Origin of the sequence: Agreia sp. VKM Ac-1783, from assembly GCF_900177765.1 — a bacterium.
In the GTDB taxonomy this organism is placed as follows: Bacteria; Actinomycetota; Actinomycetes; order Actinomycetales; family Microbacteriaceae; genus Agreia.
This window is the reverse complement of the sequence record NZ_FXWI01000002.1, coordinates 59,840-72,069: the sequence shown is the minus strand read 5'-3', so window position 1 is coordinate 72,069 and position 12,230 is coordinate 59,840. Positions and strand designations below refer to the sequence as shown.

Genomic DNA, 12,230 nt, shown 5'->3' with positions numbered 1-12,230 from the left:
GCACGGTTAGGTTGTCTCAGCCTAGTAAAGGTAACGTGGTGTCCGTGCATGTACTCAGCGTCAGCTCCCTCAAGGGAGGAGTGGGCAAGACCACGGTGACGCTCGGGCTCGCCTCGGCCGCTTTTGCAAAGGGCTTGCGTACCCTCGTCGTCGATCTTGACCCCCAGTCCGATGTCTCGACCGGCATGGACATTCGTGTCGCCGGTCACCTCAATGTGGCCGATGTTCTGGCCAGTCCCAAAGAGAAGGTCGTTCGCGCGGCCATCGCTCCCAGCGGCTGGACCAAGGATCGTGGCGGCAAGATCGATGTGCTGATCGGCAGCCCGTCTGCCCTCAACTTCGATGGCCCTCATCCGAGCATCCGCGACATCTGGAAACTCGAAGAAGCCCTCGCCACCGTCGAGGCCGATTACGACCTCGTGCTGATCGACTGTGCACCCTCGCTCAACGCGCTCACCCGCACGGCGTGGGCAGCGAGCGACCGGGTCAGTGTCGTCACCGAGCCTGGACTCTTCTCCGTGGCAGCGGCCGACAGAGCGCTTCGCGCGATCGAAGAGATCCGCCGAGGCCTCAGCCCCCGGCTCCAGCCGCTCGGAATCATCGTGAACCGTGTGCGGTCGCAGTCGTTGGAGCACCAGTTCCGCATCAAAGAATTGCGCGATATGTTCGGTCCCCTGGTTCTCAGCCCTCAGCTGCCCGAGCGTACGTCGCTGCAGCAGGCGCAGGGTGCGGCGAAGCCCCTGCATGTGTGGCCAGGAGAGGGCGCGCAGGAGATGGCACGCAACTTCGATCTTCTTCTCGAGCGCGTGATGCGCACGGGGCGACTCGGCGAGTACGCCGAGACCAAGCCCACCCGCGGCTAGATCTCCCCTTCGACAGGCTCAGGGAACGGATGCCGTTCGCTGAGCTCGTCGACGACGGCGTGCCGAGAGCGCTCGACTGAGCGCGTGTTCGCTGCTGGTTCGACGAGTTCGTCGAAGCGTGACCTAGGAGATCTTGCGGTTCGCCCGGCGTGCGGCGAGTTCGTCCATCGGGTCGGGAACACTCGAGTCGATCGAGACGAGCGTTGTCTCGACCTCCCTCAGCACCTTGCCTACGGCGATGCCGAAGACGCCCTGACCGCGGCTGACCAGGTCGATGACCTCGTCGTTCGAGGTGCACAGATAGACGCTGGCCCCATCGCTCATGAGGGTCGTCTGTGCGAGGTCGTTGATGCCGGCCTCGCGGAGCTGCTCGATCGCTGTGCGGATCTGCTGCAGCGAGATGCCCGTGTCGAGAAGACGCTTCACGAGCTTGAGCACGAGAATGTCTCGGAACCCGTAGAGGCGCTGCGAACCCGACCCGGCTGCGCCACGAACAGTCGGTTCGACGAGTGCGGTGCGCGCCCAGTAGTCGAGCTGGCGGTAGGTGATTCCGGCTGCGCGGGCAGCAACTGCTCCGCGGTATCCCGAGTCGGCGTCGAGTTCGGCCATGCCGTCGGTGAAGAGAAGGCCGTCGAAGCGAGCATCGTCGCTGCGCTTCGTGCCTGGTCCGGCACCGGTCCCGATGTTCTCGCTCAAGAAACGCGCCTCTTCCAGAAAAATTGTCGGCCGTTGAAAACCGCCTGTGTCTACTCAGTCCACGCTAGCTAGGGGATCGGTCGGCAGCAACGACATCCGTGTTTAAGGGTCGGCGTGTCGTGCAGAGTCGACCTGGAGCCAGTCTACGACCCCTGCCGCTCAGGGAACGAGTCGCCCGAGAGCCGATCTGATCAGACTGCCTCTGACGATCTCGAGCTGCCCCGCGATCTCGACGGCGAGTTCTGCCGCGCGCGCACGGCTCGACGCGTCATTGCGCCTCGACACGGGCACAAGCGCGCTCTCGATGAGCCCGAGTTCTCTCTCCGCGGCAACACGGAAGCCGCGAAGATGGCGTGGTTCGATGCCACAGCGCTGGAGTTCCACCAGGGCCTTCAATACCGCGAGGGTGTCGTCTCCGAACGTCTCGCCCGGAGTGATGACCGAAGCCGACACGGCGTCTTGAAGCAGCATCGGAGTGGCGCCGGCTTCGCGGATCAATTCATCACGACTGAGGCGTCGACCGCTCGGCAGCATCGACGGACCATGATCTGTCGTCGACCCGGGAAGGAGCGGCCCCAGGCCCGCGTCGACATCGTCGAGGTATGACTTGATGACGACGAGCGGCAGGTAGCGATCTCGTTGCATCGTGAGGATGAGCCGGAGCCGATCGAGGTCTTGCTGGCAGAACTTGCGGTAGCCCGACTCGGTTCGAGCGGGCCGCACAAGCCCTCTCTCTTCGAGAAAGCGAAGCTTCGATGGGGTGAGATCAGGAAATTCGGGCGTCAGTCGGGCGAGAACCTGGCCGATGCTGAGTAGCTGAGCCGATGCCGATCCGCGCGCCGATGCGGGTGTGGCGGCCATCTACTCGCCGGGTGCGGTGACGACGTCGAGCCGCGACGGATAGAACGTGAGGCGGAACTTGCCGACCTGCACTTCGGCGCCGTCGCTCAGAAGAGCCCGGTCGACCCGCACACCGTCGAAGTACGTGCCATTGAGCGAGCCGAGGTCGGTGACTTCGAAGGCGTTGGCCCGTCGGGTGAAGGCCGCATGTTTGCGGGACACCGTGACGTCGTCGAGAAAGATGTCTGCTTCGGGGTGACGCCCGGCGATCGTGCTGTCGGAGTCGAGGAGGAAGCGAGCTCCGTTGTTGGGCCCACGGCGCACGATCAGAAGAGCAGATCCTGACGGTAGAGCGGCGATAGCCTCGAGCTCTTCCGCCGTGACTCCACCCTCGAGAGCCGCCAGTTGGGCCGCGAATTCTGCAGTGAAGTGCAGTGTCGTGTCAGTTTCGTTGCGTGCGCGGTTCGCGGACTCGTGTGCGTTCGTGTCATCAGCCAAGTTCGTGACCTCCTAGGGTGTCCAGCGTAGCCGATACGAGTCTGCTCGCGAGCAGGGAATACGCCGAACAGCCGCCCGCAGGTGCGTGTTCCGCGACCGAGTCCGGTGTCATGACGACGCGACGGACGAAGCTCCGAGCATCCCCGTCAACCAGGCCGTTCCTCTCGTCGTGCATCCCAGCGATTCGACTCGTCTTCGAAGCTCCGCGTCGGCCGTCACGACCAGTACATCATCGCCCGCATTCCGTCGCGAAGCGGCGACCTCGACGATCGATTCGTCCCCCTCTGCCTCGGCGCGTAGCACGATGATCTCGGGCGACCGGATGCCGTCGGCCAGCGCACGAGCCGAGTCGACGACTCGCAGATCCTGCGCGTGTCTGGCCTGCCCTTCCAGTACGGCGACGATCGATGGCCAGTACACGTCGACAACGAGGCCGAGGAGCGTTGCCGGGATGCCCGCGTCGGCTCTGCGGGCGAGAGACTCGAGCAGATTCGTCGCAGCCCCCGCGCGATCCTTCCACCACCCGTTGGGCCGGGAGCCGATCACGTTGGCCGCATCGACGACCACGCTGATCGGGTTCTCGAGAAGCTCCCTGAGCGACGGCCAGCGCGCGGCGAAGCCGGGATGGAGAGGCAGCGAGTCGACCTCGTCTATCGGGACCCAGCGGAGCTCGATGCTCTCCGCGTCACCGATGACCGCGTCGAAGGCACGCGTGGCACGCACTCCGACTGTCGTGTAGCTCCAGACGCCGAGGTCGAGAACGCTCGTGAATTCGAGCTCGAGCGCGTCCCCCGGAACCCCGGCCTCCTCAGAAGCTTCTCGGAGAGCGCCGCGCACAGCAGACTCGCCCTCGTGCCGCGCTCCCCCGGGTAGACCCCAGGTTCCTCCGTGATGACTCCATTCGACCCGAAGCTGGAGCAGCACGCCACGGTGATCGTGCACGAGGAGACCCGCAGCCCCGAAGGTGCCCCAGAACTTTCGCCCATCCGGCGCGGTGACCCAGGCGTCCCCACTTCCGTGCGGGCGACGGGCAGCCGCACCGGCCGTATTCTCGGCCATCACAGCTTGGTGAAGCGCGGAACCGCCACGCCGTCGACCAGCGCTTCGCCGAGAAACATGTCGAGGGGCCGCACCCACAGGGAACCATCCGCGGATCGGTAGAGCGCCAGTCTCTCTTCTGTCTCACTGTGCCGGGCTTCACCGACGACGTCGTATCGACCGCCCTTGAAGTGAAGGTATGCGCCGGGCTCCAAGGTATCCATCACCCGATTCTGCCTCATCTTCTCTGACGTGACGCAGGCGTGGACCGGTGGGAATATTCCCCGCACACAGACGGTTTCGAACTGATATAGATGCAAACGCATTGAAATGTGTGGAGTGGAGATCATCATGAACAAGTCGATCGCAATCATTTCGGCCGGCCTCAGCCAGCCCTCGTCGACGCGCCTGCTCGCCGACCGATTGGGCGAAGCGACCACGCGGGCCCTGGCAGAGGCGGGTTCCGACGCGAGCATCACCGTGATCGAACTCCGCGACCTGGCACACGAGATCACGAACACGATGCTCACCGGCTTCGCGGCCGGCGACCTCGCCACAGCCATAGAGACCATCGCCGGCGCCGATGCCGTCATCGCCGTGACCCCGATCTTTTCGTCGTCGTACAGCGGACTGTTCAAGTCGTTCTTCGACATCCTCGAGCCGCGCACCCTGGCGGGAAAGCCAGTACTCCTCGCCGCGACTGGCGGCACAGCGCGCCACTCTCTCGCGCTCGAGTATTCGGTGCGCCCTCTGTTCGCCTACCTGCAGTCGGTCATCGTGCCTACCTCGGTTTTCGCCGCCTCCGAAGACTGGGGCAGCACCGGAGGGACTCACGGTGAACTCGCCGTGCGTATCACTCGGGCCGCCGGCGAACTCGCCGAGACCGTCGAGGGGCGCCCTGCGACGCGGCCCGTCGAGGAGCCCGTCATCCCTTTCGCTCAGCAGCTGGCGAATCTCGCCGTTTCGGCGTAACCGCAACTCATGCGCGTCGGAACTGCACGCTGATGCGGGGGCCGACGGCTTTGGCCGACTTGAGGATCGCGTGCTCGTAGGTGCGCTGACAACTGCCTCCCATCACGATGAGATCGCCGTGCCCGACGGGGAAGCGGAGGATCTCCCCGCCGCCGACCGGGCGAACGGAGAGCACGCGCTCGGCGCCGACGGAGAGAATCGCGACACGCGTGTCGCGCTGACTCGAACGACCGACACGGTCGCCGTGCCAGGCGACGCTGTCATCACCGGTGCGATAGAAACAGAGACCGGCCGTGGCGAATCGCTCACCGTCGAGATGAGAGTAATGCTCATTGAGAAGGCGCAGCGCGTCGTCGAGTGTCGAATGCGGCAGACGGTCTCTCTCACCGAACCAGCTCACGAGTCGGGGCACCTCGACGATCTTGTCGTACATCTCCCGTCTATCGGCTCGCCACTCGACAGCACCCACGAGCTCTTCGAAGAGCGAGTCGGAATTCGCAACCCAACCGGGCCTCAGGTCCATCCACGCGCCTGCGTCGAGAGCGATTCGCTGAACACTCCCGCCGAGAGCGCCTACCTCGGGGGCAGCGCCCGGATCATCGAAGAGCGAGGCCTGGTACGCGAGAGTCATATCTCGAGCATACGGACATTCGAACGTATGTTCTACTCGCGTCGCGCCCCGCTTCAGGTCTCGTAGAGTCGAGTCATGGAAGCGGGCTCATCGATCCGAGTGGATAGCTGGATCTGGGCCGTGCGGCTGATCAAGTCGCGCTCTCTCGCCACCGCTGCGTGCCGCGCGGGTCATGTGCGGGTGAATGGAGACAAGGTCAAGGCGGCCCACTCTGTACGGGTGGGCGACGAGATCAGGGTCCGGACTCCCGACGCCGAGCGCATCGTCGTCGTCAAGCGGATCCTCGCGAAACGAGTGAGTGCGGCCGTTGCGGCCGAAAGCCTCACCGACAACACCCCGCCCCCGCCGGCGCGTGAGGACGTGCCCTTCGTGCCTATCCGCGATCGCGGTGCCGGGCGTCCGACGAAGCGCGAGCGTCGCGACATCGAGAAGCTTCGGGGGCACTGAGGCGGGCGCATCGTCGTCGTCAATGGGTCACACCCACTGGGTCACGCCGACGATGTCAGACCAACTGCACGCCCTGTTGCAGGCGCGTTCGTACCTCGAAGACGTCGCCCTGGCGCCGTGCATCGCCGCTCGACACCCCAGACCGCATCACGTCTGACAACCGCGAGCGCGCGATCACGAGGGTGCCCGCATTGCGGCCTCGGTCGATCGACTCCGACGATGCCTCGACGAGAGCTCCGTCGGGAACGACGATGACCTGTCCGTCGAACCGTACCCCGAGCGATCGTCCCAGCTTGCGCGCCGAACGAACGAGGTCGCGTATCGGCAGTTCGCCGTCGGGAATCGTGTCGCCCGTCAGCTCGCCCCGGTGGAGATGGACAGACTCTCCCCAGTCTTCGCTCATCACGGCGAAGAGACCGGCAGGGCCGAGCGCGACATGATCGATCTTGTGGCCCGTGGGCGTGGCGACATCATTCCATACGGTGAATCCCATGCCCAGGTCCGACAGGGTGCGAGCTGTCTGCTCTTCGGCTAAGGCCTTGCCGAGCAGCCACCGGATCTCCCGAGGAGCGCTTCGTACGAGCGCGGCATCATAGGGATCAGGCAGGTCGGATCCGCGCCCCGCCCACTCTCTGATGAGCGTCAGAAATCGTTCTCTGGCCTGTCCGCCGGGATGCCCATAGGAGCGTGCCTTCAAACTCGATGCACTCGACGGCGCCGCAGCGCGAGCAGCCCACGACGACGATCCCGTGGCACGTGCTGAACCGGTGTGAGCCGAGCTCGCCGATGCTCCCCTGTCATACGCCGAACGCGACGCCGGGTCGCCCAATACCTCCCACGCAGCTTGGACGGCATGGAATCGCGCGGGTGAACCGCCCGTGTCAGGGTGGGTCTCGCGCAAGCGACGACGATAGGCACGCCGCATCTCGTCGAGGCTCGCAGAGGGAGCGATGCCGAGCACCTCGTAAGGAGTGGCCGAGGCCGGACTGTCAGACATGCCGCTCGTGAACCTTCCTGATCAGAGTGTGACCCACGGGGCCCGAGCACGAGAATACCGGCCATTCCTGACGTCGTGCCCCGGAGCATTCGGCTGTACACCGTCACCGGCCGCGTGTCCACCCGTGCGCGCCGCATGGCGGCTTCGACGCACGATGGACACATGAGAGCACTCACCTGGCAAGGAAAACGAAACGTACACGTCGAGACAGTGCCGGATCCGGTCATCGTGGCTCCGACCGATGCGATCGTGCGCATCACGTCGACGGCGATCTGCGGATCCGACCTGCACCTCTACGAACTGTTCGGCCCCTTCCTCGACCGCGGCGATGTTCTCGGCCACGAGCCCATGGGCATCGTCGAAGAGATCGGTTCCGATGTACGCAATCTCGCTGTCGGCGATCGCGTCGTCGTGACCTTCAATATCGCGTGCGGCCACTGCTACATGTGCCGCCGTGGTCTGCAGTCCCAGTGCGAGACGACTCAGGTCAGGGAACAGGGCTCCGGCGCCTCCCTCTTCGGCTACACGAAGCTCTACGGGCAGGTTCCGGGAGGACAGGCGGAGTTGCTTCGGGTGCCCCTCGCCGACTACAACGCCGTGAAGGTGTCGCCCGAAGGACCGGATGACCGTTATCTGTTCCTGAGCGACATCCTGCCGACGGCCTGGCAGGGCGTGAAGTACGCGAATGTGCCCGATGGCGGCACCCTGGGTGTGCTCGGGTTGGGGCCTGTCGGCCAATTCGTCGCACGGGTCGGCACCCATCTCGGCTACCGGGTACTCGCCGTCGATCCCGTGCCCGAGAGGCGCGCGTTGGCAGCTCGATACGGCGCTGAGGTGTGGGATCTCGATGACGACATCGTCGACATTCTTCGCGACCAGACGGAGGGACGAGGTCCGGACTCCGTTGTCGACGCCGTCGGCATGGAGGCACACGGCTCTCCCGGAGCGGGATTCGCGCAGGCCGTCGTCGGCATCCTGCCCGACGCTGTGGCGCGACCGGCCATGGACAAGGCAGGCATCGACAGGCTCGCCGCCCTGCACACCGCGCTCGACGTGGTGCGGCGAGGCGGAACGGTGTCGCTGAGCGGGGTCTACGGCGGTGAGGCCGACGTGATGCCGATGAAGTCGATGTTCGACAAGCAGGTCTCCCTGCGCATGGGACAGTGCAACGTGCGCAGCTGGATAGACGACCTGCTGCCTCTCGTCGAAGACCCGCGTGATCCCCTCGGCGTTCTCGATCTGACGACTCACCGCGTGTCGCTCGAAGAGGCTCCGGCGATGTACGAGGTGTTCCAGAAGAAAGAAGACGGATGCATCAAGGTCGTCCTGACGCCCTGATCGGCGGCTCTTCCCCCACGACAGCGGCGGGACTACCGTATGCAGCATGACCAATAATCCGCTCGCCGCCGCTAGCAGAGGTATCTGGTGGGCCGTTCTCCTGCGGGGCATCCTCGCAGTGATCTTCGGCATCATCGCCCTCGCTGCTCCCGGCGCGGCACTGACGGGCGTCGTGATCGTGTTCGGCGCGTATGCGATCGTCGACGGCGTCGCAGCGGTGGTGCATGCGTTTCAGCTGCGCACGGCGGGCACCGGATGGGGATGGCTGGCGTTCCAGGGCGCCATCTCGATCGTCGCCGGTCTCGTCGCGTTCGCCTACCCCGCCCTCACCGGACTAATCGGGGGCATCTTCGCCGTGTGGACGATCGTCATATACGCGGTGATGCACGGGGCCATCGGCATCCGGTCGGCCGCCGGGCTGCAAGATGGGCGCGGACGAACCATCGGCATCATCTCGGCCGTACTCACGCTGGTGTTCGGCATTCTGCTCGGAATCGTAACGCTCGTGACGCCGGGCGCGACCGTGCTCAGCCTCATCTGGCTCGTCGGGATCTACGCCATCATCTTCGGCGTGATGTTCATCGTCGTCGCCGTCCAACTGCGACGGGGTGCGGCGCGGCCGAGCGAGAGCAGTTCGGCTCGGCCGGCAGCTTGAGTCTCAATCGGACTCGGGCGGGCGAATCACGTCGATGCGACCGGTGAACAGGCTCGCCCTGTCTTCGGCCTCGCGGTCGCCCGAGAACAGACCGCCGGTTCCGAGGTTCGGCTCAGGCTCGAGCGAGGGGCGGCGCATGTCGGCATCCTTCGTGTCCTGCACCCGCACCCGCGGAAGAGAGACTGGGCTCTGCTCGTGCAACCAGGTCACCAGCTCCTCTCTCACGAAACAGCGCAGGTCGAAGAGCGTGGGCGCGTCGACAGCGCTGACCAGGATGCGGATTCGCACGTAGCCGCCGATCGCATCCGTGACCTGAAGCACCTTCACCCGCTCGTCCCAGAGCGGGGTACGCGACAGGATGCGGTCCAGCTCCTCTCTCATGTGCTGCGGGGTGACCCGCCAATCGAGGTCGAACTCGACCGAGCCGAGCAGCTCCGAGTTCCGCCGAGTCCAGTTCTGATAGGGCTTCGAGGTGAAATACGTCGACGGGAGGATCATGCGCCGGTCGTCCCAGATGTGCACCACGACGTAGGTGAGAGTGATCTCCTCGACCCGGCCCCACTCGCCTTCGACGATCACCACGTCGTCGACGCGGATCGCGTCACTGAAGGCGAGCTGCATTCCCGAGAAGACGTTGGAGAGGCTGGACTGCACGGCGAGACCCGCGATGATCGAGAGCAATCCGGCGGATGCAAGAAGGCTGGCCCCGAAGGTCTGGGCACCGGGAAAGGACAGCAGGACGGCACCGAGGGCGACCACCACCACGATCACGATGCTGAGCCGCTTGAGAATGAGGACCTGCGTGCGAACGCGCCGGGCCACCCGGTTGTCGGGAGTGTCGATGCGATAGCGCGCGAGACCGAGATTCTCGAGAAAGACGATGATGGCGCCGGCAAGCCAGGCGACGGCGACGATGGCCAGAATCCGCATCACCAGGCTCAGGGCGGAGGCGAGCTGAGGATCGGTCACGGTGAGACTCAGCGACACCCAGACGAAGCTCACGACCAGAGCGGCCCGGAAAGGTCGCCGCGCCGTGTCGACGAGCTGGCCCGCCCAGGGACGGTGCCGGGCGGTGACTCGAAAGACGATCGCGACGATGATGACCACGACGATAGCGGCGGCGATGGCGATGAGCGCCCCGAGGACACTCCGCACGAGCTCGGATTGAAGGATGTCGGTGAGCATCTGCGTTCCCCTTTCGATGATGCGGCGGAATTGTGCGTCGAGCAGGCTGGACGATGTCCTCCATGCTGGCAAGCAGGGGCATCCGCGCCAAATCCTCGGCACTGCGCGCGATCGTTAGTCTTGAATCCTCCTCCTGTCCGGCGTCCGCGAAAGGCCATGCTCCTACCGTGTTCGATCTGCTCGACTTCTTTCAGGCGACGGCCTTCTCCGTGCTCGGCGAGAGCGTGACCGTCATCGAGGTGATCGGGTTCGTCACGGGGGCGCTCTGTGTCTGGGCCGTGACTCGACAGTTCGTGTGGAACTGGCCGGTCGGTATCGCGAACAACGTCGCGTTCGTGATTCTCTTCGTGGGGGCAGGCCTCTATGCGGACGCGGCGCTGCAGGTGATCTTCGCAGCGATCGCCGTGTACGGATGGATCCTCTGGACCCGGCGCAGGTCGGCCGACTCCTCGATAGCCGTCGAAGTTCGTCGCGCCACGCGTCGCGAAGGGGTCTGGGGAGCCGCCGTGACGGTCGTGCTCACCGCTGCTGCAGCGGTGACTCTCAACACAGCGACGGATTCGACCGTGCCCCTGCCCGACGCGTTCGTCTTGGCGGCCTCGCTTCTCGCGACGTGGGGGCAGGCGCGCAAGATCATCGAGCAGTGGTGGGTATGGATCATCGTCGACATGGTGTCGATTCCCCTCTACATCTCTAAGGGGCTCTGGCTCACCGCGATTCTGTACACCGGATTCCTCGCCCTCTGCTTCGACGGCCTCCGTCGATGGCGGGTCGAGCTGCGCCGTACCTCGGCGGACTCGCATTCGAGCGCTGTGCACGATCGTCAGGTCGCGGCCCCATGACGACACGTACGGGCCTGATCATCGGCAAGTTCTATCCCCCGCACCTCGGTCACCTCGCTCTGATCGAGCGTGCATCTCGAGAATCCGACCGTCTCGTTGTGCTGGTGATGGCGACGCAGATCGAGACCATCCCGCTCGAGCAGCGCGTGGCCTGGGTCACGGCGGCCACCGCCCATTTCGACGCCGTGACCGTCCTCGGAGTTCTCGACGATGCGCCCGTGCACTATGACAGCGAGATAGCGTGGGTCGCCCACCTCGAGGTCACTCAGGCCGCACTCCGCAACGCCGGAATCGACGCTGTCGACGTCGTCTTCAGCTCTGAGGACTACGGACGAGACCTGGCGACACGGATGGGTGCAGCGCACGTGCTGGACGACCCCGAGCGGCGCCGGATCCCGATAAGCGGAACCGCCGCGAGAGAGAACCTCGCCCAACGCTGGTCGCAGCTCGTCGAACCCGCGCGCCTCGACCTCGCGACGCGGATCGTCGTGATCGGCGCTGAGTCGACGGGCACGACCACCCTTGCCGTGGCGCTTCGACGCCACTACCGCGCTCGGCCGGGGTTCGAGGCGATCACGGAGGTCGACGAGTACGGCCGGCGATTCACCTACGACCTGCACGAGTGCGCTTCGGCCGAGGCCGAGGCCTCCGGGTTGCCTAGTCCGACCATCGACGACCTCGTCTGGTTGCCTGAGCATTTCGGGCACATCGCGCGCGAACAGACACGGATGGAGCAGGCCGCGGCCCTCGACTGCGCACTCGTGATCGCCGACACGGATGCGTTCGCGACCTCGCTGTGGGAACGGCGCTATGTCGGAGCGCACAGCAGGGAGGCGCTCCTCGCTGCTACGTCCGAGCTGCCCCGCCGCGACCTCTACCTCATCACCGATCACGTCGGCGTGCCATTCGATCAAGACGGGTGGCGAGACGGCGAGCACATACGCCCGGAGATGACCCGGTGGATCGTCGACGGTCTGACCGCGCGCGGGCTGCCCTGGGTACTTCTGCGAGGATCGCACCAGACTCGCCTGGACTACTCGATCGAGGTCATCGACGCGATGTTCGCCCGCAACTCGACATTCGTCTCCCCGTCGTGGGCCGACGTGACACGTCTGTCCGTTGACGGAGCCCTCTGATGCACCGTTCCCAGACTTTCTCCAGCCTGACCATGACAAGTTGTAGCTACAACCGATAAATCCGACCGAATCGAGAGACGTGACCCCGCCGC

15 protein-coding genes are annotated in these 12,230 nt (G+C 65.2%); 7 read left to right on the top strand and 8 right to left on the bottom strand.

Going from position 1 to position 12,230, the window contains the following annotated elements; translation table 11 throughout:
• Positions 1 to 44: 44 nt before the first annotated feature.
• Positions 45 to 863, top strand: coding sequence for a ParA family protein (locus tag CCK87_RS05365; protein ID WP_086461178.1), 819 nt, complete (start codon positions 45 to 47; stop codon positions 861 to 863).
• A gap of 123 nt (positions 864 to 986) precedes the next feature.
• Here the strand turns inward: CCK87_RS05365 and CCK87_RS05360 are convergent, their stop codons facing one another.
• The 5 genes from CCK87_RS05360 to CCK87_RS05340 form a co-directional block, all read right to left on the bottom strand.
• Positions 987 to 1,472 carry a MerR family transcriptional regulator gene (locus CCK87_RS05360; protein WP_086461177.1) on the bottom strand — a complete coding sequence of 162 codons (486 nt, stop codon included), beginning with the start codon at positions 1,470 to 1,472 and terminating at the stop codon, positions 987 to 989.
• A 246-nt stretch (positions 1,473 to 1,718) separates the two neighbouring features.
• Complete coding sequence (locus CCK87_RS05355) at positions 1,719 to 2,420, bottom strand: MerR family transcriptional regulator (protein WP_086460460.1); 702 nt, start codon at positions 2,418 to 2,420, stop codon at positions 1,719 to 1,721.
• Complete coding sequence (locus CCK87_RS05350) at positions 2,421 to 2,897, bottom strand: FHA domain-containing protein (RefSeq protein ID WP_228515454.1); 477 nt, start codon at positions 2,895 to 2,897, stop codon at positions 2,421 to 2,423.
• A gap of 108 nt (positions 2,898 to 3,005) precedes the next feature.
• The gene (locus CCK87_RS05345) at positions 3,006 to 3,956 is read right to left on the bottom strand and encodes an NUDIX domain-containing protein (RefSeq protein ID WP_086460459.1); all 951 of its coding nucleotides are present in this window, start codon (positions 3,954 to 3,956) and stop codon (positions 3,006 to 3,008) included.
• Positions 3,956 to 4,159 carry a DUF1653 domain-containing protein gene (locus CCK87_RS05340; protein WP_212638196.1) on the bottom strand — a complete coding sequence of 68 codons (204 nt, stop codon included), beginning with the start codon at positions 4,157 to 4,159 and terminating at the stop codon, positions 3,956 to 3,958. Before CCK87_RS05340 ends, CCK87_RS05345 begins: the two co-directional genes overlap by 1 nt.
• A 127-nt stretch (positions 4,160 to 4,286) precedes the next feature.
• Here CCK87_RS05340 and CCK87_RS05335 point away from each other — a divergent pair, with 127 nt between their 5' ends.
• Positions 4,287 to 4,907, top strand: coding sequence for an FMN reductase (locus CCK87_RS05335; RefSeq protein WP_086461176.1), 621 nt, complete (start codon positions 4,287 to 4,289; stop codon positions 4,905 to 4,907).
• Positions 4,908 to 4,914: 7 nt separating this feature from the next.
• Here the strand turns inward: CCK87_RS05335 and CCK87_RS05330 are convergent, their stop codons facing one another.
• Positions 4,915 to 5,538 (bottom strand): alpha-ketoglutarate-dependent dioxygenase AlkB, encoded by a 624-nt coding sequence (locus tag CCK87_RS05330; protein ID WP_086460457.1) that lies wholly within the window; start codon positions 5,536 to 5,538, stop codon positions 4,915 to 4,917.
• A gap of 75 nt (positions 5,539 to 5,613) precedes the next feature.
• On the opposite strand from CCK87_RS05330, the gene CCK87_RS05325 reads away from it, so the two are divergent.
• Positions 5,614 to 5,985, top strand: coding sequence for an RNA-binding S4 domain-containing protein (locus CCK87_RS05325; protein ID WP_086460456.1), 372 nt, complete (start codon positions 5,614 to 5,616; stop codon positions 5,983 to 5,985).
• A gap of 55 nt (positions 5,986 to 6,040) precedes the next feature.
• On the opposite strand, the gene CCK87_RS05320 is transcribed toward CCK87_RS05325, so the two are convergent.
• A complete protein-coding gene (locus CCK87_RS05320; RefSeq protein ID WP_086460455.1) occupies positions 6,041 to 6,982 on the bottom strand; it encodes a DnaJ domain-containing protein in 942 nt (313 codons plus the stop codon).
• 162 nt (positions 6,983 to 7,144) lie between these two features.
• On the opposite strand from CCK87_RS05320, the gene CCK87_RS05315 reads away from it, so the two are divergent.
• Positions 7,145 to 8,320 (top strand): alcohol dehydrogenase catalytic domain-containing protein, encoded by a 1,176-nt coding sequence (locus CCK87_RS05315; protein ID WP_086461175.1) that lies wholly within the window; start codon positions 7,145 to 7,147, stop codon positions 8,318 to 8,320.
• 46 nt (positions 8,321 to 8,366) lie between these two features.
• Positions 8,367 to 8,975, top strand: coding sequence for a DUF308 domain-containing protein (locus CCK87_RS05310; RefSeq protein WP_086460454.1), 609 nt, complete (start codon positions 8,367 to 8,369; stop codon positions 8,973 to 8,975).
• Between the two features lie 3 nt (positions 8,976 to 8,978).
• On the opposite strand, the gene CCK87_RS05305 is transcribed toward CCK87_RS05310, so the two are convergent.
• Positions 8,979 to 10,160 carry a mechanosensitive ion channel domain-containing protein gene (locus CCK87_RS05305; protein WP_086460453.1) on the bottom strand — a complete coding sequence of 394 codons (1,182 nt, stop codon included), beginning with the start codon at positions 10,158 to 10,160 and terminating at the stop codon, positions 8,979 to 8,981.
• A 167-nt stretch (positions 10,161 to 10,327) separates the two neighbouring features.
• Between CCK87_RS05305 and pnuC the strand changes: the two genes are divergently transcribed.
• Complete coding sequence (pnuC, locus tag CCK87_RS05300) at positions 10,328 to 11,002, top strand: nicotinamide riboside transporter PnuC (protein ID WP_249273736.1); 675 nt, start codon at positions 10,328 to 10,330, stop codon at positions 11,000 to 11,002.
• A complete protein-coding gene (locus tag CCK87_RS05295) occupies positions 10,999 to 12,138 on the top strand; it encodes an AAA family ATPase (protein ID WP_086460451.1) in 1,140 nt (379 codons plus the stop codon). Before pnuC ends, CCK87_RS05295 begins: the two co-directional genes overlap by 4 nt.
• Positions 12,139 to 12,230: the final 92 nt, after the last annotated feature.

Bases quoted from the DNA above. Each gene is read 5' to 3' on its own strand.
- CCK87_RS05310 (WP_086460454.1), top strand. From the start codon at position 8,367: ATGACCAATAATCCGCTCGCCGCCGCTAGCAGAGGTATCTGGTGGGCC.
- CCK87_RS05305 (WP_086460453.1), bottom strand. From the start codon at position 10,160: ATGCTCACCGACATCCTTCAATCCGAGCTCGTGCGGAGTGTCCTCGGG.
- CCK87_RS05325 (WP_086460456.1), top strand. From the start codon at position 5,614: ATGGAAGCGGGCTCATCGATCCGAGTGGATAGCTGGATCTGGGCCGTG.
- CCK87_RS05355 (WP_086460460.1), bottom strand. From the start codon at position 2,420: ATGGCCGCCACACCCGCATCGGCGCGCGGATCGGCATCGGCTCAGCTA.
- CCK87_RS05330 (WP_086460457.1), bottom strand. From the start codon at position 5,538: ATGACTCTCGCGTACCAGGCCTCGCTCTTCGATGATCCGGGCGCTGCC.
- CCK87_RS05295 (WP_086460451.1), top strand. From the start codon at position 10,999: ATGACGACACGTACGGGCCTGATCATCGGCAAGTTCTATCCCCCGCAC.
- CCK87_RS05315 (WP_086461175.1), top strand. From the start codon at position 7,145: ATGAGAGCACTCACCTGGCAAGGAAAACGAAACGTACACGTCGAGACA.
- CCK87_RS05360 (WP_086461177.1), bottom strand. From the start codon at position 1,472: ATGGCCGAACTCGACGCCGACTCGGGATACCGCGGAGCAGTTGCTGCC.
- CCK87_RS05320 (WP_086460455.1), bottom strand. From the start codon at position 6,982: ATGTCTGACAGTCCGGCCTCGGCCACTCCTTACGAGGTGCTCGGCATC.
- CCK87_RS05345 (WP_086460459.1), bottom strand. From the start codon at position 3,956: ATGGCCGAGAATACGGCCGGTGCGGCTGCCCGTCGCCCGCACGGAAGT.
- CCK87_RS05340 (WP_212638196.1), bottom strand. From the start codon at position 4,159: ATGGATACCTTGGAGCCCGGCGCATACCTTCACTTCAAGGGCGGTCGA.
- CCK87_RS05335 (WP_086461176.1), top strand. From the start codon at position 4,287: ATGAACAAGTCGATCGCAATCATTTCGGCCGGCCTCAGCCAGCCCTCG.